General features: G+C 42.0%; 18 protein-coding genes. 5 read left to right on the top strand and 13 right to left on the bottom strand.

Annotation, left to right across the window (positions count from 1 at the left end):
* Window positions 1-6 precede the first annotated feature (6 nt).
* Both GQR93_RS04535 and GQR93_RS04530 read right to left on the bottom strand, forming a co-directional pair.
* Window positions 7-1,296: a hypothetical protein gene (locus GQR93_RS04535; protein ID WP_003552746.1), complete on the bottom strand. Its 1,290-nt coding sequence runs from the start codon at window positions 1,294-1,296 to the stop codon at window positions 7-9.
* Between the two features lie 2 nt (window positions 1,297-1,298).
* Window positions 1,299-2,048: a sugar phosphate isomerase/epimerase family protein gene (locus GQR93_RS04530; RefSeq protein ID WP_003552744.1), complete on the bottom strand. Its 750-nt coding sequence runs from the start codon at window positions 2,046-2,048 to the stop codon at window positions 1,299-1,301.
* An 817-nt stretch (window positions 2,049-2,865) separates the two neighbouring features.
* Here GQR93_RS04530 and GQR93_RS04525 point away from each other — a divergent pair.
* Complete coding sequence (locus GQR93_RS04525) at window positions 2,866-4,248, top strand: sugar porter family MFS transporter (protein ID WP_003552741.1); 1,383 nt, start codon at window positions 2,866-2,868, stop codon at window positions 4,246-4,248.
* Between the two features lie 96 nt (window positions 4,249-4,344).
* On the opposite strand, the gene GQR93_RS04520 is transcribed toward GQR93_RS04525, so the two are convergent.
* Window positions 4,345-5,316, bottom strand: a complete 972-nt coding sequence (locus tag GQR93_RS04520; protein ID WP_003552740.1) for a CAP domain-containing protein — start codon at window positions 5,314-5,316, stop codon at window positions 4,345-4,347.
* Window positions 5,317-6,097: 781 nt separating this feature from the next.
* Between GQR93_RS04520 and GQR93_RS04515 the strand changes: the two genes are divergently transcribed.
* The 3 genes from GQR93_RS04515 to GQR93_RS04505 all read left to right on the top strand — a co-directional run bounded on the left by GQR93_RS04515 (window position 6,098) and on the right by GQR93_RS04505 (window position 9,683).
* The gene (locus GQR93_RS04515) at window positions 6,098-7,498 is read left to right on the top strand and encodes an amino acid permease (protein WP_003552737.1); all 1,401 of its coding nucleotides are present in this window, start codon (window positions 6,098-6,100) and stop codon (window positions 7,496-7,498) included.
* 12 nt (window positions 7,499-7,510) lie between these two features.
* On the top strand, window positions 7,511-7,972 hold the full coding sequence (locus GQR93_RS04510; RefSeq protein ID WP_003552735.1) for a YbaK/EbsC family protein: 462 nt from the start codon (window positions 7,511-7,513) through the stop codon (window positions 7,970-7,972).
* Window positions 7,973-8,696: 724 nt separating this feature from the next.
* Window positions 8,697-9,683, top strand: coding sequence for a matrixin family metalloprotease (locus tag GQR93_RS04505; protein WP_003552733.1), 987 nt, complete (start codon window positions 8,697-8,699; stop codon window positions 9,681-9,683).
* A 159-nt stretch (window positions 9,684-9,842) separates the two neighbouring features.
* Here the strand turns inward: GQR93_RS04505 and GQR93_RS04500 are convergent, their stop codons facing one another.
* The 8 genes from GQR93_RS04500 to GQR93_RS04465 all read right to left on the bottom strand — a co-directional run bounded on the left by GQR93_RS04500 (window position 9,843) and on the right by GQR93_RS04465 (window position 18,508).
* Window positions 9,843-10,130: a hypothetical protein gene (locus GQR93_RS04500; protein ID WP_003552731.1), complete on the bottom strand. Its 288-nt coding sequence runs from the start codon at window positions 10,128-10,130 to the stop codon at window positions 9,843-9,845.
* Between the two features lie 297 nt (window positions 10,131-10,427).
* Window positions 10,428-11,738 (bottom strand): MFS transporter, encoded by a 1,311-nt coding sequence (locus tag GQR93_RS04495; protein WP_003552729.1) that lies wholly within the window; start codon window positions 11,736-11,738, stop codon window positions 10,428-10,430.
* A gap of 33 nt (window positions 11,739-11,771) precedes the next feature.
* Entirely contained in the window at window positions 11,772-12,356 is a 585-nt protein-coding gene (gene leuD / locus GQR93_RS04490) for a 3-isopropylmalate dehydratase small subunit (RefSeq protein ID WP_003552727.1), read from the bottom strand.
* Window positions 12,357-13,730 (bottom strand): 3-isopropylmalate dehydratase large subunit, encoded by a 1,374-nt coding sequence (leuC, locus tag GQR93_RS04485; RefSeq protein WP_035444385.1) that lies wholly within the window; start codon window positions 13,728-13,730, stop codon window positions 12,357-12,359.
* Window positions 13,708-14,787 carry a 3-isopropylmalate dehydrogenase gene (gene leuB, locus GQR93_RS04480; RefSeq protein ID WP_003552723.1) on the bottom strand — a complete coding sequence of 360 codons (1,080 nt, stop codon included), beginning with the start codon at window positions 14,785-14,787 and terminating at the stop codon, window positions 13,708-13,710. Before leuB ends, leuC begins: the two co-directional genes overlap by 23 nt.
* Window positions 14,787-15,950 carry a 2-isopropylmalate synthase gene (locus GQR93_RS04475; RefSeq protein WP_035444617.1) on the bottom strand — a complete coding sequence of 388 codons (1,164 nt, stop codon included), beginning with the start codon at window positions 15,948-15,950 and terminating at the stop codon, window positions 14,787-14,789. The genes leuB and GQR93_RS04475 overlap by 1 nt, the downstream gene beginning before the upstream one ends.
* 1,059 nt (window positions 15,951-17,009) lie before the next feature.
* The gene (locus tag GQR93_RS04470; RefSeq protein ID WP_003552717.1) at window positions 17,010-17,450 is read right to left on the bottom strand and encodes a hypothetical protein; all 441 of its coding nucleotides are present in this window, start codon (window positions 17,448-17,450) and stop codon (window positions 17,010-17,012) included.
* A 182-nt stretch (window positions 17,451-17,632) separates the two neighbouring features.
* Complete coding sequence (locus GQR93_RS04465; protein WP_003552715.1) at window positions 17,633-18,508, bottom strand: carbon-nitrogen hydrolase family protein; 876 nt, start codon at window positions 18,506-18,508, stop codon at window positions 17,633-17,635.
* Window positions 18,509-18,836: 328 nt separating this feature from the next.
* On the opposite strand from GQR93_RS04465, the gene GQR93_RS04460 reads away from it, so the two are divergent.
* Complete coding sequence (locus tag GQR93_RS04460; protein ID WP_003552713.1) at window positions 18,837-19,550, top strand: SGNH/GDSL hydrolase family protein; 714 nt, start codon at window positions 18,837-18,839, stop codon at window positions 19,548-19,550.
* Window positions 19,551-19,682: 132 nt separating this feature from the next.
* On the opposite strand, the gene GQR93_RS04455 is transcribed toward GQR93_RS04460, so the two are convergent.
* Window positions 19,683-20,492 carry an ABC transporter ATP-binding protein gene (locus tag GQR93_RS04455; RefSeq protein WP_035444383.1) on the bottom strand — a complete coding sequence of 270 codons (810 nt, stop codon included), beginning with the start codon at window positions 20,490-20,492 and terminating at the stop codon, window positions 19,683-19,685.
* A gap of 38 nt (window positions 20,493-20,530) precedes the next feature.
* Window positions 20,531-21,571 (bottom strand): taurine ABC transporter substrate-binding protein, encoded by a 1,041-nt coding sequence (locus GQR93_RS04450; RefSeq protein ID WP_050757947.1) that lies wholly within the window; start codon window positions 21,569-21,571, stop codon window positions 20,531-20,533.
* Window positions 21,572-21,582: the final 11 nt, after the last annotated feature.

Here is a 21,582-nt window from a genome sequence, read left to right as displayed (position 1 = left end):
AACGGCTTATCCGAAGAAGTAATAGACAAGGACTTCGTTAATAATCGACACCACCCACATTAGAAAAACACCATTTTTAAGGAATGCTGTTGATGTGACTTTCATATATTTCAGTCCCCATACATTCCAAGATTGGGTCAAATCGGTTGACACCGCCATAATTGAAGGTACATACAACAATGGCAGTAAAAAGGCATCATTGAAAAGACCGGTTCCGGAAAGTACGGCAGCCGTTGCCGCACCGGCACCCCAAACATGTAACGGGCCACGGAACAATGCCAACGGTGCCAAGATACCGATTGCAACGGCTAAAATCAAATGGTTGTGCGGTAGAATAGCGGCAAAAATCGGTTTAAACCGGCCGGCATCCATCTGAGCAGCCCCACTGAACATGATTAGGGCCATTAAAAACATAACCAGACCGGCAATGTCTGAAATTGATTGTTGAATCGTACTGTTCAAGAAGTCAACAAACTTCTGATACCCTTTGAACTTTCCTGTGAACAGCATTGCAATCAGTGTGGCCAAGATGAGTGCCGGAATGGCATCCCAACTAAAAAGCATATTCATTAAAACAGGAATAACCGGAACGATAAAGGCAATTTTCGGTACTTTAACAATTGAAGCTGTGTTATCTTCCGCACCAATAATTTCCAAGTTTTCCTGTGCCTTAGTCGGATCAAAGCGCTTGCGGTTAAAGAAGAGAAAAATAATAACGGCAGCTAGCTGGACTGCAGTTGCTGCCCAACCAAAGACAAGATATTTACCACCATAGACAGCTGTTGGAAAGAATGCTTTAATCTGGTTATACAAAACAACGTTTAAATACATTGGTGCACCAATCGCCATTGTAAAAGCCGATAATGCCAAATCTCTGGGAATCCCCACAGATAACATAATCGGCAGTAAAATCACGCCAATCGCAATCACTGAACCAACACCGTATGCACTGACAAATATGAATGCCGTGACCAATAGGACAAGTATTGCAGCCAAGAAAGGATGCTTTTTACCGACTTTATTAGTTTGTTCGGAAATCGCTGGGGCAATACCACTGTCTACCAATACCCGACCAAACCATGAACCAAATACAATATAAATAATTGTTGGCGCATAATTTAACGCCGGTTCGGCAAAAACTTTTTGAATCACTTGATCGGCGGGAACCATGCCAACAATCGACCAGACAATTGCCATGACGAAAAAGCCGATCATCAGGTTGCCGCCTTTAACGATGTAAACAATAAAAATTGCAAACGTCATTAATAATAAAATCGCACTTATTGTTGAAACCATGACTATCCCTCCGCTCCGGCCTTCAAAATGGCCATCTGCGCTGCAATTTTTTCATCGGTTGCCATCGGGAACTCCAAAGCGATCGGCACATCATTAGGTAGCTCATTCAAGATACGCTTCCAATCGTAAATCCCGGTATTCAGATCTGCCGATGTTTTCAGTTCCCCATGATCGCTCACGGTATTTTTTAGATGAATGTAGTTTGTATAAGCCGCCAAAGCTTTGGCACTTTGAATCGCATCATTACCTGTAAACGCCCAGTTTCCAAGATCGTATACATAACCAATCTGATTAAAAGCAACTTTTCCAGTTGCCTCAAGGAAAGCCTTAATCGGTGCAACATTTCCTGAAGCCTCAGTTTGATCATTTTCAACATTCATTTCAATCTCATTCAAAGGTAAACGACTCAAGTCCAGTTTTAGATTTCCCTGATAGCGATCAAATCGTCCTGTATTAAATTTAATTTTTGAAACGCCCATCGCCTTAGCCTCATCAAAATAGGTGGTTAACTTGGGGTTAAACTGACCATCTTCAAAAAATAATTCGTCCGGTACACTATAAGTCACCATTAAGCCATTGGCCTTAGCCCTCTCTCCAACGGCCGCTGTTTCTGTTTCCAAATCCGTAAAATATTCCCGTCGAACTTCAATACCATCTGCACCGAGCTTAGCGGTCCTGTCGACCAACTCTGCCTGAGGTGTCCCATTTTTAACATCCTGTTCAAAAATCCATGTGTTTAAGATCAGCGTCATCACGATTTCCTCCGTTAACTTTTACTGGTTAAACCCAACTATCAATTGTTCACGATAGTTATGGTAAACGATTACCTAAATAAAGTCAACTACTATTTAATCCTTTAACCAAAAGGAATTTCTATACAACTATTTTAGGTTATCGTTTACATTGATTCGTATAATTAACAGAAAATCACACCATGATAAAAACCGTTATCAAATCGAATTCATTAACTCGATTTGGTCACGGCATTTTTTGATTAATCATACGAAAAGCCACATTATCGCATTTGCAAAATTGATAACACAACTCATGTTAATGGTTCACCGGGGTATTGTTATGACTAATCACTCACAGTTAACGTATTCTTCCCTACCCATTGTTAGGTATCTTTGCCGGTTCAAATATGTTTTAGCGCTTTCGTGCTTGAACATTGACCCTATAATTACCCCACTATAAAAGTAAGGGTGTTTCTCCTAACAAATATTAACTGTAAATCTGATGAACTAAGCCTGACTTTTCGCATACGCGGTGAAGGCAGATTGTTAAAATCATACTTATTTAAGAATCATTATCACCGCGCAAAATAATTCCCTAATAAATTCCCAATCTATTTAATTGAAAAAAGAGGCATCTGTGCAATAATAATCCTGTAAATGCTAATTAATTGTAACTAACTATTTTTCAAAAGAAGGGAAATGATTTGCGTCACTAGCGGTTATTAGCTTTCATTGTCAGATGCGGTACTATTGCAAGCGCTTGCATTTATGATGAGAGGGTTTACAATTAGAAATCGTTAAAATCTTTTTACATTCTGGTTTAGGGGGGATTTACATGCGTGCGAAACATTTAAGCATCTTTTTCATCTTTGTTTTCGGTGCTTTAGGAGGCCTTTTATTTGGATTTGATACTGGTATTATTTCTGGTGCCTCCTCATTAATCGAAAATGACTTTAGTTTAAACATTGAGCAAACCGGATTCATCACCTCATCCGTTTTAATTGGCTCATCAATCGGTGCCCTATCTATTGGGACACTATCTGATAGGTTTGGTCGTAAACGATTATTATTGGTTGCTTCTATCCTATTTTTGCTTGGCTCCGGTCTTTCGATGACCGCCGTTGGATTTGCTTCGATGGTCACGGCCAGAATCATTTTAGGATTTGCCGTTGGGTCAGCTTCAGCTTTAACGCCTGCTTATTTGGCAGAATTAGCTGACGCCCCTCACCGTGGATCGCTTGGGACCATGTTTCAGCTTATGATTACGGCTGGTATTTTACTGGCATATGTTTCCAACCTGGGGTTTCTTCATCACAACCTGTTAGGCATTCGTGATTGGCGATGGATGCTTGGATCCGCCTTGATCCCTGCTGCCATTCTCTTTATCGGTTCGTTAATTCTACCGGAATCACCACGTTACCTTGTTGAAAAAGGAAACGTTGATGAAGCTCGCGACGTTCTGCATGAATTACGTAAGAACACCAATGAAGATCCCGATAAAGAATTAACCGATATTCAAAAAGTCGCCAACCAACCCAGAGGCGGCTGGAAAGAGCTGGTTACCTTTGCTCGCCCGGCTGTCATCGTTGCGATTGGTTTAATGCTTTTGCAACAATTAGTCGGTATTAATTCAGTGATCTACTTTTTACCACAAGTCTTCATTAAAGGCTTTGGATTTGCTGAAGGAAACGCCATCTGGATTTCAGTCGGCATAGGGGTTGTTAACTTCCTCTGCACGCTCTTGGCCTACCAGATCATGGACAAATTTAACCGTCGAACAATTTTGCTTTTCGGCTCTATCGTCATGGCTGTTTCAATCGGCACCCTGTCCGTTTTGAACTTCACATTGACTGTTCAAGCCGCAGCGGTCCCAACCATGATCCTAATCGCCATTTACATCTTTGGCTTTGCCGTTTCATGGGGACCGATTTGCTGGTTGATGTTGGGTGAAATCTTCCCATTGAACGTTCGTGGCGTTGGTAACTCAATCGGTTCAGCCGCCAACTGGATCGGGAACTTTATTGTCTCTCAATTCTTCTTGGTATTGTTAAGCATGTTCCATAACAACGTCGGTGGTCCATTCGCTGTCTTTACCTTTTTCGCCGTTCTGTCAATCTTCTTTGTTATCTATATGGTACCGGAAACCCGTGGCAAGACGCTTGAAGATATCGAAATGGAAATGCGTCAAAAGGCTGCTTTGAAAAAGAGCGCCAACTAATCATTCACGTAAATTCAGTATAAAAATGACCAATTGTTTTTGCCGTTATTAATCGGCTGATAAACAATTGGTCATTTTTTATTAAGTTAAACAACCTCAATACCCAAAATCTGCAGCTGTCCATGTTGCCATAAAGCCATCAGTGTGTTCATGTAATGTGGCACCCATTCCAATAGACTTCAAGTCGGTATTAAGTAAAATATCGCGATGTCCCCAATTTGAGGCAGCATCGTCATAAATGTACTCATGGACATCGTTTTTAGCTACTGAATCACTGGTACTGTCGTCATCCCAAACATTTTGGGCAATACATTCGGCACCAAAGTTGCCAACACCAAATTGCGTGGCGGATTCATCCGCAATGGCATTGCCCTGTGTATCAAAATGACTGAAATTAGTAATCAACTGTGTCGATCGCTGTTGAGCCAACGCATCCAAATTTGGATCTTCAATATACGGTTGAAGTCCCCTATTAGCTCTTTCCTGATTCAAATATTTCATAAAGCTTGCCCGATAATCGGTCAATGAAAATGCGTTTGTCGGATTAGCCGACTTCTTGGAGGTTGAACTGGTCGATGACGGACTTGTCACCGTTACGGTTACTGTTGAACTGGCTGATGAAGCCGAATCGGCACTCGAAGAATTTGTCTGATCATTAGCGGTCGAACCGGTGCTGGTTGGGGTTGTTGCTCCCTTTTTAGACGTATTTGACATATTCGATACTTTTTTCAAATTTCCTGTCCAAATCCAACCATGAATCCTGCCATTCCGGGAAACAATATATTGATAATTTGCTTGATGTCCGTTTGATTTTCTGACCGTTACCCGCCGATTCGAGAAGAATAATGTTCTCTGATAGTTTTTGGCACTATGTACGCGCTTAGTTAGCTTAACACTCGAATACAGGTAGCCGCCACTAACGTGATAATCCGCCCCTGTCAGTTTTGTGGTTTTCACAACCTTCACTTGCCTTTTTGCAGAAGCGGTTTGACCAGTCATTGATACTCCCATATACGCTGTAACCCCAAGAGCAAGAAGCAATGCACCCTTTACCATACTTTTTTTCATAAAAACCCATCCCCTCAGATATTGATCATTAACCGTCCTTTGACATTCGATAACGGTTATAGGATTATTCTACTTCAATGATCGGCTATTGACCATAGAGAATTTCTATCGCCAATAGGTCTATTTTTTATCGATTTGACTTGAAATATTAAAATACCATGATAGTATAATGTGTAAAAGTTCAATACAAATGTGATGATGAGAAGAGTAACAATTGCCTATTTCTTTAAAGAGAACTGCTATTTGGTGAAATGCAGTAGATATGGTCATTGCGAAGATGAGCTCAGAGCATTAGGCACGTGAAAGCGATGCCTACGTTAAGACACGTTACCGTCTCAGACTTTAGTAGATAATTAGGTGATACTTCGGGTGCTAACCGCTTTGTTCCGCACACTTTTCTAGGACTGTTCCGCTAACCAGTACCACGCCACGTAAGGGATCAAATTGAAAAATCCAAATTCGGGATTCTCCAATTTGACGCCTTACGCTCTAGGTACTAACCGGTTAGCTCCGCACACTTTTCTAGGACTGCTACTCAAAGCAACGTTCTACATGTAAGGGATCCTTTTCAACAATCCAAATTCAGGATTTTAAAAAAGGACGCCTTACACTCCGAACGTTAACCGCTTTGTTCCGCACACTGATTGTTAACGAGTTTCTGAGGTGATGGCTGTAAAGTTATCACGAATTCGGGTGGTACCGCGCTTAAACGTCCCTGCAGATTTTCTGTAGGGGCGTTTTTGTTTGTTTTTGACACTGTAGATTGGAGTAGAAATAAGTCATGGCTAAAAATGAAGTTGAAGTTAATAAAGATGGTACAATCCGGGGCCTTTCAAACCTGGCCGTCCAAATGATTGCGTTTGGCGGCTCAATTGGTACCGGCCTGTTTTTAGGGGCCGGAAGCACGATTCACCGAACAGGTCCATCAATTTTGTTTGTGTATCTCATTATCGGGATCTTTTTCTTCCTTATGATGCGGGCAATCGGTGAGATGATGTACGCTGATCCGGAACAGCATACTTTTGTATCTTTTATCGGGAAATACGTTAACCCAAGGCTGGGATACTTTGCTGCTTGGAGTTATTGGCTGGAATTGGTTTTAGCCGGCATGGCCGAACTCACTGCCATTTCCACATATGTCAAATACTGGTTTCCCGGTACTCCTGCCTGGATTATCCAACTCGCTTTTCTGTTGATCCTAACCGCCGTTAACATGGCGATGGTCAGTTCATTTGGGAAATCCGAAACCCTTCTATCCGGAATAAAGATCTTAGCCATTATCGCTTTAATTGTCATCGGAATCTATTTAGTAGTCACTAATCACCGAAATCCGGCGGGTACTCAAGCTTCCTGGGGAAATATTTTTAACCACTTCTCGCTGTTTCCAAATGGTGCCCATCAATTTATTAATGCTTTTCCAATGGTCTTCTTTGCTTTTCAAGGGATGGAATTTGTCGGAATCACAACCGCGGAAACCAAACAGCCGAGAAAAGTATTACCGCATGCTGTCAACCAGATCATTGGCAGAATTCTCCTATTTTATATAGGCTCATTAATCATCATTATGGCCATCACCCCATGGAACACATTGAATCCTAATGAAAGCCCGTTTGTTCAAATCTTTAAATTAGCCGGCTTACCTGCTGCCTCACAAATCATTAATTTAGTTGTCATTGCGGCAGCCTGCTCCACTTTGAACAGCGCAATTTTCTCAACCGGTCGCCACTTGTATCAACTAGCCGAAGAATCACCATCAAAAGGAATGACATTCTTCACAAAAGTCTCCAAAAACGGTATTCCGATTACGAGCGTGCTCTTCTCGGCATTGATGATGATTTTGGCACCTATTATTAGTTCATTTAATTCTTTGGGTGTGGCCTTTTCATTCATCGCTTCGGTTTCAAGTGACATTTATATTCTGGTATGTATTTTAACAATGGTCGCTCATTATAGGTATCGCCACTCCGGTGATTTCAAACTGGATGGCTTTAAAATGCCACAATATCGCTGGTCAAATCCACTCACGATTGCCTTTTTCCTAGCAATTTTTGCCAGTCTGTTCTTCAACCCGTCCTCGATTTTGCCGGCTGTCGGAGCACTCGTGTGGGCCCTTGGATTTAACGTATTGCTGGCTTATCGACAAAAAAAATTGGATGTGGCAGATTCCCAGGATTCCTTATAGGAGGTTATTAACATGAGTTTAATCGATCTGAAAAACGAGTTAAGTTATCATCAATTAAGAGACCGTTACATCGACCTACCCTCAACCGGCGCAACAGTCAACGAAGCTGCCGAAGTTTTGCACGTTGATCCGGATGCAATTGCGAAATCATTGGTACTAAACGTTAATGATCAACCAATCGTGATCGTTCTTAGCGGCAATGCCCGCTTGGACAATCATCATTTCAAAGAAGAATTTCACGTTCGACCACATTTACTGCCACCTGATGAAGTTCAACAATCAACCGGATATCCTGTAGGCGGTGTCAATCCCATCGGTTTGGAAAACGATCTACCGGTCTATCTCGATACGTCGCTAAGAGGACTTTTGTGGCTATATCCGGCTGCCGGTGACGAGTATCATGCACTAAAACTATCACTGACGGAATTAACAGAATTGAGCCACCCGGTGAGGTGGGTAAAGGTAAGCAAATAACAAGTGTGTGGATCAAAGCGGTTAGCATCCGGAGCATAAGGCGTCAAATTGGGAAATCCCGACTTTGGATTTTTCAATTTGATCCCTTATGAGGAGTGATGCTGCTTTGAGGAGCAGTCCTAAAAGTGTGCGGAGCAAAGCGGTTAACGTTCGGAGTGTAAGGCGTCCTTTTTTAAAATCCTGAATTTGGATTTTTGAAAAGAATCCCTTATGTGCAGAATACTGCTTTGAGGAGCAGTCCTAATCCAGTGTGTGGAGCAAAGCGGTTAGTATTCGGAGCATAAGGCGTTCTTTTCGGAAATCCCGATCTTGGATTTTTGAAAAGAATCCCTTATGTGCAGAATACTGCTTTGAGGAGCAGTCCTAGATCAGTGTTCGGAGCTAACCGGGATAAACCGGAGTGTAAGTTGACAGGCAGCTAATTCCTAGTTTTGGAATTTGATGGCTGTTAGCTTACATGCAGGTTTATGGTTAGCGGAGCAGTCCTAAAGTGTGCAGACCCAATCAATTAGTATCATTTTAAACGCCTAATGTGGTCAAACTGCCGTGTTCAATCGCCGGCAGTTTTTAGTTTGTCCTTATTTTTGCAGAACCGCGGTTTCGTTCTCGCAACTTTAACAGATTTTGAGTATAATTATTATTATATAAGGGGCATTAAGAATAGATCATTTCTAATCATTTTCGTGCTCGAAATTCTAACATCAAGAAAGGACTGCACAAAAAGATGAAGCATAATAAATTACTTTATTTCATTTTAGGTACTTTAGCAACAACATTATTAGGAACGTTTGGAACGGCTCATTCAACACAGCCTGTTCAAGCAAAAACCAAGGTACAAACAACTCAGATCGTCAAAACAAAGCCAACAAAATATTGGGTTAAGCCCAACGTTTCAAATAAGGCTTATGCTTATACGGCCAAGTTGGGCAAGAAATTATTCAAACTAAAAACCCATCAAAAAGTTGTTTTCACCAGTCAATATCAACGTAAAATAAAGGTGAGTGGCAAATACCAGACCTATCGCTATGTTAAAGGTAATAACTTAAAGGGTTGGGTTAAAAGCAGCTACCTGACAAAGGCCAGCTCACCTACTGCTACAACCACAACTACGACGACACCTACAACAACCGAAACGACCACCAGCGTCACGAACTCAAGCAGTTCAAGTACGACAACTCCGGTTAAAACCCCTGTCAAAGATCCGGCAAAATCTTACACGCCTGACCAGGGCGTTAGCTGGGCATCAAGCAATATTACCTATGCCTTCTATCCAAAAATGAACAATTCCGAAAAGGCACTTTGGTATTCGGCCATTCAAGAATGGAACAGTGTCAATGTTGTTAATCTGTCCGAAACTTCTGATTATAATAACGCAAACATCAAGATCACCAATGTGGCATCGAATTCGGATGGTGTCGATGCTCATACGGTTGGCATTTCCTATATTCAACGTGCTACTACCAGAAACCCAGCAGGTTTTTACGCGATGAAATCCGCGGTGATCGGCATTCTGCCTGAGCAGGCAATCAAGTTTAATTTTGACTATGCCTATACACAGTTTATTGCTGTTCACGAAATGGGCCATGCTTTAGGACTTGCCCATAGTACCGACGAAAATGATGTGATGTATCCAAACGAAAAAGATCCTTATACCCAGAAAATTACAGAAGCTGACATAAATACCTTAAAGTATTTGTATAACAAGCAATAATCCGAGATAAAGCCGATTAAGACACTCAACGATTAATTTGAAAACTCGTTCTTAGTTGAAGTCGCCAATCTTTATGACCATTTTAAAATAGCGTATTACTGATTACTTTTTAAGTTATAATCAGTGATACGCTATTATTTGTGGTCTATTGAGTAAGCCTTATTCTTCGACACCCTGTTTCGAAATTTCCAATTCCAATGCTTTAAGCTGTGAAAACGCACCCGTTTCAGCAGCATATGCTTTATCTGCAACATCATCGAGTAATTTCGAAAAGTCTTGTGGAATCAAGTACGGTTTATGAGGATCTCCATACGGAATAGCAATCACAGAGACAGCGTCATTGTTATCCAGCCGAGCAACATAGGTATTGTCTGCATGATGCGAAGCTTCACGGTTAAAAGCAATAAATGCTTCATTTATTCGATCAGAGAGTTGTGACTTTTTCATTTAGAGGTCCCCTTTGCTTTCAAAATAGTTTAAAAACATCATATCAAAAATAAGCATCAAAACAATAATAAGGTATTTAAATTTTAATGCCATAATCTAATTACCACCTATATTATATTCTCAAGTGTTAATTTACAACATACTTAAACAAAAAATACCGCTAAAGTTTTTTTAACTTTGGCGGTATACCTCATACCTCATCTTGAGGACTTTTTGATTATTTTGAAAGTTTGAGATAACAGTAACTGCTCTAAAACTCGTTTATTTCAATAACAAATCAATTTTTAATACAGCTACTTAGCCAATGTCCTTTTGATTTGTTTCATCACCAAATACCCAAACGACAATCCCGGCAAATAATGCAATCCCACCGATTGCCCAGAAAATCATATCGGCACTGGTAACTTTAAGCATCCAAGCAACCACAATCGGCATGGCAACCGTGAAAAGCTTGGCAGCCCCGTTGGCAATCCCGGACCCTCTGAATCTGAATTTGGTCGGGAAAAGTTCGGCAACATAAACTGCAATAACCGATGCCATCAAAATATAGAAACAAACTTCAAGCATAAAACCAATGGCAAGCACCCCGCCGACAGTCGACTGTTGGCCGTACATAAATCCAAAGATTGCAGTCATAAAGAATGCCGGTGCAATGGTCTTTTTACGACCGATTCGATCAACCAGATAAGCACCCACGGCACATCCAACCGGTGCACCAACCATCATAAAGGCCGACATCCAAAGTGAACCGGAAATATTAATGCCCCGATTGCTAAGCAGCGTCGGTACCCAGGACGTAAACGTATACTGACAGATAATAGTTGCCGAAGCGGCAACTGTAGCAACAAACAAACTAATCCATAGTGAATGATGAACAACTTCATGCTTCTTTGGTGTCTCGTCAACATCGTCATTCACACCGTTAACTTCAAGCTTTTCGATAATTGCCCTGGCTTCATCATCCCGGTCATGGGCCATTAACCAGCGCGGAGACTCAGGAATGTTTCGACGCAGGTACCAGAGAATTGCTGCCACAATCCCGACAACCATAAACATCACCCGCCAGCCATATCGCGGAATAATCGCACTGCACAGAATCATTGTGACGGGCGCACCACAATTGGCAACCAATGAGGTTGTTGCACACCATTTACCACGACTATGTATTGGTGCAAATTCATTAATCATGGAATACCCGGTTACGATTTCAGATCCCAACCCGATACTCGACATTAAACGGCAGAAAATCAAAAATCCCATATTAGGCGCAAATGCACCAAGAAAAGTAAAGCCACCAAACATCAACAGATTAATTTGATAGGCGACCCGTCGACCTTTTAAATCACCAATGAAACCGGCAATGATTGATCCTAAAAATAATCCGAGAAAGCCACTTGACAGAAAATAGGAATTCAATTGTAACGTGGACCAATTATCTTTTAAAACGGTTGTTGCCACCGCGCTTGCCAAGTAAACATCAACGGCATCCAAAAACATACCACCGGCTACCAAGGCAAATATCTCATAAAATAAAGGTGATTCTTTGGTTCGGTCAATTCGACCCTGCAAACTAATTTGTCTTTCCATAGGCATCTGCCCCCTAATCATGTTTGTTTTCTCAAATTAAAAACATCCATATTCCTAACCAAAGTCGGGAATTTCTGCTTCGTATTCTTCAATTTGTTTTTCATAGTTCATCGTAATAGCAATATCATCCAATCCGTTAACGAATTTATGTTTCCAAAGCGGATCAATTTCAAAGGGAAATTGATTGTCCCGATAACTGACTGTCTGGTTTGGCAAATCAACGGTAATGGTTTCGTCCGGTGCTGCCTGGGCTAAAATTTCCCGTTGGTCTTTAGGCAGTTTAATCGCCAAGAAACCATTCTTGGTACTGTTCATATAAAAGATATCACTGTAACCACCTGCAATGACGACCCGAAAGCCCCAATCTTTTAGTGCCCATACCGCATGTTCACGGGAAGAACCACAGCCGAAGTTGTCACCGGCAATCAAGATCTCGGCGCCTTGACGTTCGGGTTTATTTAAAATAAAATCCTGATTTGGTTTATTCGGGCTTTGATAACGCCAATCGTAGAATAGATTTTTGCCATAGCCGGTCTTTAAAATATTCTTTAAAAACTGTTTTGGAATTAATTGATCCGTATCGATATTGTCCCTCATAATCGGAATTGACGTACTCTTAATCACATTAATTTTTTCCATTTAGACCTGCTCCTTTCGAAGATCGATGAAGTGACCATGAATGGCCGCAGCTGCTACCATTGCGGGACTGGCCAAATGGGTTCTTGAACCGGCTCCCTGACGACCCTCAAAGTTCCTGTTTGAGGTTGACGCGCAGTGAATACCAGCCGGAACATGATCGGGGTTCATCCCCAAGCAGGCTGAACAACCGGGTTCACGCCATTCACAACCGGCATCTTTAAAAATCTTGTCAATGCCAATTTCTTCGGCGCGTTCCCTGATTGCCCGGGAACCCGGAACCACCCACGCTGTTAATCCCTTTGCAATATGATGGCCTTTCAATATGGCTGCTGCAATTTTAAGGTCTGATAAACGACCATTGGTGCAGGACCCGAAGAATGCCCATCTAATCGGAATATCGGTCGCTTTTTCACCCGGCTTTAACCCAACATAATCGTAAGCCTTTTGATCATCGTCATCCTTAATCTCGGGAAATTGTCGATCAACGGGTACTGCCATGCCGGGATTGGTCCCCCAGGTGACATAAGGTGCCAGATCACTGACGTCAAAATCAATCACCCGATCGTAAGCATCCTCACTATCAGTCGTGAACTGCTTCCAGTAGTCAATGGCTTTATCAATATTCTTAGGCGCATATTGACGACCTTTTACATAATCGAAGGTTGTTTGATCCGGATGAACACTTCCCATTTTTGCGCCACCCTCGATTGCCATATTGCATAGGGTCATTCGTTCTTCCATACCCATGTTGGAAATGGTGTCGCCGTAAAACTCGGCAGCGTATCCTGTCCCAAACGCAACCCCTTGCCGGGCAATAATGCCCATAATAATGTCCTTGGCATAAACACCTCTGGGCAGCTTCCCATGAACATGAATGCCCATCGTCTTGGGCTTGGTCTGCCAAATAGTTTGAGTTGCTAAAACGTGTTCGACTTCACTGGTCCCGATGCCAAAAGCAATCGATCCAAAAGCGCCATGAGTGGCTGTATGCGAATCGCCACAAACAATCACCATTCCGGGTTGTGTCAATCCTAATTGGGGTCCGATGACGTGGATAATCCCTTGATCCTTATCACCCATTCCGGCGAGGCGAATACCAAATTCATCCGCATTTTTCTGAAGGGTATCAATCTGCTTTTTGGCAATTTCATCCTTAATGTTAAAAATATCGACAGTTGGCACGTTGTGATCCATTGTCGCAAAGGTTTTATCGGTCCGGCGAACTTTTCGGTGATTTTCACGTAATCCCTCAAAAGCTTGAGGTGAAGTCACTTCATGAAGTAAGTGTAAATCGACATAAATTAATTGTGGCTCACCGGTTTTTCCGGTAATAACGTGTTTATCCCAAATTTTATCGAACATCGTTTTCGACATATGCGTTCCTTCTTTCACGAATTTTATTAATAATGGCACTTGTCACTTGGTCGGTTGTTGAACCGCCACCCAGGTCAGGAGTGACATTGCCACTTTCGATCACGGCGTCGACACTGTCGGCAATGTCATCCGCCAAATCCGGTCGATCAAATGAATGTCTCAGCATTAAGGCAACCGAATTAATCATGGACAGCGGATTGGCAATGCCCTTACCTGCAATATCCGGTGCGGAACCATGAATCGGCTCGTAAAGTGCAGGACCGGTTGTGCCTCGGCTCATCGACGGAATCGTCCCTAATGACCCGGTAATTTCTGCAGATTCATCGCTTAAAATATCGCCAAACATGTTTTCGGTTAAAATAACATCAAATTGTTCAGGCGCGCTGATAATCTTCATGGCTGCCGCATCCACATAACTGGTATCGTAAGTAATCGTCGGATAATCCGCAGCCACATCTTCAACAATCCGTCGCCAAAGATTGCTTGTTGCCAGTACATTGGCTTTATCAACCAGTGTGACATGCTGCTTTCTCTTTTCGGCCATTTCAAAGGCAACTTTGGCAACCCGCCGAATTTCTTCATCGGTATAGCGCATCGTATCAATGGCATGGTGATCATCAATTTCTCTGGGCTTTCCAAAGTAAATCCCACTGGTTAACTCACGGACAATCACGAAATCTACCGGTTCAACCTGCTTAATGGGTGAATACTTTTGCATGGCCTGACTGATTGCAGTCGGACGAATGTTGGCAAACAAGTTCAATTCCTGACGAATTGCGAGTAATCCCTTCTCCGGCCGCTTGGGTGCGTTATCCCATTTAGGACCACCGATTGCAGCCAAGAGTACCGCATCACTGGCTTTAGCTGACTCAAGGGTCTGTTGTGGAAGCGGATCGCCTTTCTGATCAATGCCGGCCCCGCCAAAGGGCTGCTCGTCGATTTGATAATCAAATTCACCTTCACTAACCGCTTTTAAAACTGACAGCCCCGCACTCATAATTTCCGGGCCAATGTAATCTCCTGGTAAAACCGTAATTTTTGCAGTTGAATGGCTCATTAGTGAACGGCCTCCTTGACTTTGTCCATAATTTTCTTAAGATCATCTTCTGTTACGATCGATTCATCATCGGCTACCCGTTTGAAAATCGGGAAGATCTTCTTCATGTCATCGCGGTCAACGTCATAACCAATCGTATTCAGTTTAGCCATCACTGCATGTGACCCTGACAGCTTTCCGAGTGGCAATGTTGTCTTGTTTGCGCCAACTGATTCCGGTGTTAGAATCTCATAGGTTTGTGGATTCTTCAGCATACCGTCTTGGTGAATTCCTGATTCATGGGCAAAGGCATTGGCACCAACAACCGCCTTGTTATGAGGAACCGGCATGTTGGCAAAATCACTGATCATATCCGACACACGCTTGGTCTCCTTCAAATTAATGTTACTGGTTGCATTGTAATAATCCTTTCGAACGTACAAAGCAGCGGCAACTTCTTCAAGTGCGGCATTTCCGGCACGTTCGCCAATACCGTTGATTGTGCCCTCAATTCTGGTTGCACCATTTTCAATAGAAGCCAAACTGTTGGCTACAGCCATTCCCAAGTCATCGTGGCAATGTACGGAGAAGGTAATGTCATCAAATTCTTTAACATTTTCACGAAGATTCTTGAATAGTTCGGCAAATTCAACCGGATTCGTATAACCAACGGTATCCGGAATGTTAATGACGGTAGCACCGGCATGAATGGCGGTTTCAATCGAATCAACCAGGAAATCAGGTTCCGTTCTGGTAGCGTCCTCTGGTGAAAACTCAACGATATCAAAGAATTGATGGGCGTATGTGACTGAATCACGAATCGAGGCAATCACTTGGTCTTTGGTCATATGAAGCTTTGATTCACGGTGAATAGGACTTGTTGCAATAAAGACATGGACCTGTTTGTGTGCGGCATCCTTTGTTGCTTTGATGCAGGCGTCGATATCGCCTTTGCGTGCTCTCGCAAGGCCCGTCACTCGGGTGCGTTTAACTGCCCGTGATACAGCTTGAACTGCTTCAAAATCTTCCGGAGAAGCAACCGGAAAGCCTGCTTCAATAACATCAACGCCCCATCTCTCAAGCTCTTTGGCAATTTCTACCTTTTGTTCAACACTGAAATTAACACCAATTGTTTGTTCGCCGTCACGCAATGTTGTATCGAAAAATTGAATTTGTTTTGTCATAATAAAGATCTCCTTAATTTGTTTGTTGTTTAATCTGAAAAAGTTGTAAAAAAATAGTACCACCAGTATTCTGGGGTACCTGCAGTGCCCCATTGCTTCTCAAATAGGGCCCGACTAATATGTCCGAGTCCTTTTTTAAAGTAATAAGGCTAATAACGCAGTTGCTTCAAATGAATCCTTGTTAACTTTTGCCGGTGCAATTGATTTGATGATCGTCATTTGAAACAACTCCTTTCGTTTTATTAATAGTTTGGATCTATGTGATGATACATATGTGTTGGTATGGACCTATTCTTGGGTTAAGGCCAAGATATGTGGTTAAAATTAATGATGTTAGCGGAATTTTTTAAATCTTATAAGTTTGAGGCCGTCAGCCATAAATGTGGCCAACTTACATTTGACGTTCTTTGATTTTGATGCACGTTAACCATCTCCGATCAATTTTATTTTGATGAACAAAAAACGCCCCCTTCAGCTAAAGCTGAAAAGGACGTTTTACCGTGTTACCACCTAAATTCATCACACGTTCGCACGCATGACCTCTATGGGTACCGTTTAAGCTGATACCCTGACATTCTTAAGGGAAGTCATTCCCAAGCCCCTCGAAAAGGACTTTCGCTCACATGCACTTTCACCTACCAGGAAGATACATCTTCTCATCAACGATGCTTTCTTTAAAATTCGCTGGTTGTTACTGAACATGTGATTAACACGTCGTTCATCAAATTGATTGGTGCTAGTATACAAAGGATTTTCATAGATTGTCAACACGTATTTTAATCATTCTCTTTTTGTTTTCACATTTTAGACGTGTCATTCTCATCAATGATGATAACACTAACATTATCCCAATCAACAACTCTCTCTTCTTAAAAGTTGAATAATGGTTGCGATTCCAATACTGGTAGAACAGGTATTTTTATCTTTATCGCTCAATAAAAGAATATACACATTAAGTAATGACGAAATCAAAAAAGCCGCCTCGGACTTGGTATCCAATAGCGACTTTTAATATGAAATAAACTAGGGATATCCCTAACCAATAATCGGGTGAAAAAATTAATCAACAACCCATCCGGGTGTTGTCGTGTACTTCGTATATGTGACGTTTCGATCACATAGATACAACTGTTTGCTATTCAATAGCCTAACATTGTACGTGTACTTTTCACTGGTTGGATCAATCACTCTGAAATCTTGTGATGTTGAATACGTCCAACCGGTCAGTCGATAGGTATGATACCCTAAATACTTATATTTAACGTAGGTTAGGCCGTACGGATTTGGTCTTAAGTAGCCTCCGTATGCCGATGAATATTGAAGATTGTTCATACCGGTATGTCTTGACCAATATTCCAAATAAGACTGTTTCCCCAAATACCAGCATCCCCTTAATGCCTTTGGGGTCCCACTGTGATAAGTGCTCGCCTTTGCAGTGGGATTCAGTAGAAACGCTCCCCCTAATAGAAATCCTAGAACAATTAATTTCTGAGAACGCATATAATGATACCTCCAAGTAATTAAAAAATTTCACAACAAAGATATTTTATCACTTTTTCGAGGTATAGTGCGTTAGTTTATTAATGTTTATTTAACGATTATCTATAAATTAATACGTATTTATATATTGCTAGCAATTAGATTGCTAGCTGATCATTATTAAAGTAAAAAATAAATGTCATTCAGTTTGCATCTTCCGCCTTTACCACGGCTGTTTTCGGATCTTTCGAATCCATGTTTCCTTGTAGATGCCATTTTTCAGAATACGTTTCAGGGTGTGCATCCTGATAAATCGAGTAATAACCATGTCGAAGCCCCCTTGTCTGTTCATAGTCGATTGTTGCTTGAAGATAACCCGGTCGTTCAGAATCCAAACTTGACATAACCGTTCCAAGCGGATCAATAATCTTGCTGTGTCCAAAGAAGTCCAATTCCTTATCAAACCCGATTCGATTGGCAGCAACGATTGGAATGATATTGTCCAAAGCCCTGGCCCGAACACAGAGCTCCCAGTCTTGAATCCTGGGTCGTTCCCAGTTGGTTGAAATTGTCAAAAGATCAGCATGCTCAAGTGCCAATATTCTGGCCACTTCGGGGAAAAAGGTATCATAACATATCATCATCCCAATTGTCCCGATCTTTGTTTTGAACACCGGATACGTTTTCCCCGGTGTGAAATAACGTTGTTCAGTATCAAATAAGTGAACCTTCTGATAAGTACCCACAATCTGTCCTTGATCGTTAATTAACATGGTTGAATTATAAATCGTTCCAGCGTTTGTTTGATCCCGTTGGGCAAAGCCGAAGATCAGATAAACGTGGTACCGCTTTGCAACGTTTTGCATGTACTGAACCGACTGACCGGTAACGGTTTCGGCTAATTGATAAAAGCCTGTCCCGCACTCATAGCCGGTTGTACTGAGTTCCGGAAAGACGATTAGCTTAATATCGATCTGTTCACTTTTAATTCGATTAACCCACTTCGCCATCGCCCTTAAGTTAAAGGCGACCCGGTTAAGCTGCGGTTGAAATTGGACACTTGCCACTTGAATTTTCATTTCAAGATCCCCCCTTTGAGGCTATTTTTCCTTGATTTATGAGACCAAATATCACTTTGTGTGACTTTTTCTAACATTGATTGTCTAAATTATAGCGTTCTTAACCAAATAGTCAACAAAAGAATGCCATTAGCCCCTTTATTGCCAAACTTGACCAGTTTAAACGGGGGTATGCGTTTCTCAATGTAATATCCTATAACATGGTTAAAAAGAATGATTTATTTTTGCACGTCTAAGTGACTTGTTAAATGAACGAAATATTGTATACTAAATCATAGATTTTAAATAATAACATTAAAGAAATAGCTTATCTTCATAAGGAGAGAAAATGCAAAAATCACGAGGGGCTTTCATGACATACTCACTACTTGGATTCGCGCTCGTAGTTGTCCTGCTGGAGGTCGGGTTCTTGGGAACCGGCAATCATCGGAATAGTGAGGCGGCGCATAATCACATCTTTTCAACAACTAAAGTCCAGGCAAAGACAGCCAAACTCCACTTAACTGCTCGCGAGAAAAGTGTCTCCCGCAATTATCATCTAACAAAGCTCCAAACTCGAACCGCCAGTAAAATCCATTTAACGGCAATTGGCGACTCGGTTATGGTAGACGTTAAGCCGAACATTAAACACGTCTTCCCACATAGTGCCGTTAGTGGTTCTGTTGGCCGGCAATTTTATTCACTTCCCGGAATTGTCCGCCAGTTAAGGGCAACCGGCCACCTTGCCAGGTACGTGGTGATTAATTTGGGGACAAATGGGCCGCCAACCCAGGCAGACATTAATTCGGTTCTCAAAACCGTTGGCAAGGAACGGCAAATCTTTTGGATCAACACACGGGTTCCAAGAAAATGGCAAAATACGACTAATCATTTAATCAAGAAAACGGCTAAAAAACATGCAAATGTCCACGTTGTCAATTGGTACAAAGCCAGTAAAGGGCATGCCGGCTGGTTTGCCAGTGATCGCGTCCACGTTGATTTAACCGGTGCGGTCTACTATACCCATACATTGGCAAAAGAAATTTCCGAAGATTTGAATTAAGCCATTTCAACGGCTATTGAACTCAAACTTTAATTAAACCATCTTTTTTAACCATCGCATTCAAAACAAGCGTGATACTCGAAGGTCTTCTATTGTGACCCTCGAATACCACGCTTGTTTGAATATGAACTGCTAAAAGGACGCCTCTTCATCCTGGCTGATCAGGTTCAAGATATACTTTCGCCGCTGTAGAAACGATTTGCTGTAACGTGTCGAGTCGGTCTGACTGTTCAAAATGGTTTCGGTAAAGTTCACCGGGAAATCAGCGATCACTCGGCCTGGATGTTTTGACATGACAACAACCCGACTTCCCAACAAAAGTGCTTCATCAACATCGTGGGTAATAAAGAAAATTGTGTTCTGAGATCGAAACCAAATTCGGCGAATTAAATTTTGCATTTGGGTTTTGGTCAGCGCATCCAGTGCGCCAAATGGTTCATCCATTAACAGAATTTCGGGTTTATTAATCAGCGCACTGGCAATTGCGACCCGCTGTTTCATGCCACCGGACAATTCGAAAACTTTTTTATCCGCAAACCCCGTTAACTTGACTTCCGCCAGATACTTTTTCACGTCGGCATCAATAATCTTTTTGGCCACGTGCTTCATATTAGGTCCAAAGGCAACGTTTTTTCTAACGGAATACCAATCATATAATGTCGCATTTTGAAAGACAACACCCCTTTGCGAATCAATACCGTCAATGAGTTGGCCATTGAGTTGAGCAGACCCGCTCGTTGGCTTAATAAAGCCCGCCAGAATTTTAAGTAGTGTACTTTTACCACAGCCGCTCGGCCCCATGACACACACAAATTCACCCGGGTAAATATCTAATGACACGTCCTTTATTGCGGGAGATGTGCCACCTTTACCACCATAATCCAAAGTCACTTGATCAACAGAAATTAACTGTTGACCTGATTCTGTTTGTTCTTCCAGCATCATCATCACCTCATTTTTTCATAATCAATCAACTAATTTTATTTCAAAGCTTTTTGGAGAAAACTGCCATCAATCGCATCATTAATCGTGGATTTAGTTGGGGCTTGGGAAATGTTTTTTTGCGCTTTATGGAAGTCGGTAATTGTTTTAACAATGTCCGCTAGTTTCCCGTCCGATCCGAGGTAATCAGCCTGCTCGTTTCCTGATAACCAATCATTTTCGGTAATTTGACTCTTGGCATTTGCTGTCGGAATGCCTTCCCAACTTGCAACGTCTTGAATGGCCCTTTTAGGATTTGTCTTTACAAGATTTTGAACTTTGATCAAAGCTTGGACATAACGTTTAACCAGTGTCGGATATTTTTTAGAAAAATCGTTACCTGAGACGGCAACTTCCGGAATGATGACACCTTTATTCTTCAATTGACCATCATTTGTCAGAATCCTGCCGGTCTTTGCAATCTCATCCAAGGCCGGACTCCAAATATAAGCTGCATCGATATCGCCGCGTTTCCAGGCTGCAACAATACTTTGACCGTCCATGTCCTTCAATGTCACATCACTGGGCTTTAATCCTGCCAATGCGAGAGCCTTTAACAAAGCATAGTGGGAAGTCGTTGCAAAGGGAACACCGATCTTTTTACCCTTTAAATCTGCTACTTTTTTAATAGACGCCGATTTCTTCGCAGCCAAAGCCTCAATATTACCGCTTTCTACATATGGTACGCCCACTGCCTTATAAGGCACACCGTTTGCCACACCGAGTGCATAAGGGGATGAACCAAACGACGCAACGTCAAGGTCCTTTGACACAAAAGCATTGTTAAGATCCGTTCCAGTTGAGTAACTGGTCGTTTTTACTTTTGTGCCAATGCCTTTAAGATAATGTTCTTTTTGTAAGATAGCCGATTCAGGACCGCCTTCAATTAACCCAACCTTCACCGTCTTTGGATAGACTTGTCCCGTCTGTGGATCCTTATTTGCTGATTTAGCCGAATCCGCTTTGGATTGACCACACCCTGCCAGTAAAACGCCCGTTAAAACAATTGCTATGCCAACCCATCCCTTAACCTTTTTCATCTCAGTTTCCT

Source organism: Lentilactobacillus hilgardii, assembly GCF_009832765.1.
In the GTDB taxonomy this organism is placed as follows: Bacteria; Bacillota; Bacilli; order Lactobacillales; family Lactobacillaceae; genus Lentilactobacillus; species Lentilactobacillus hilgardii.
Note: the sequence above shows the minus strand (reverse complement) of the source record. Positions and strands in the feature narration are given on the sequence as shown.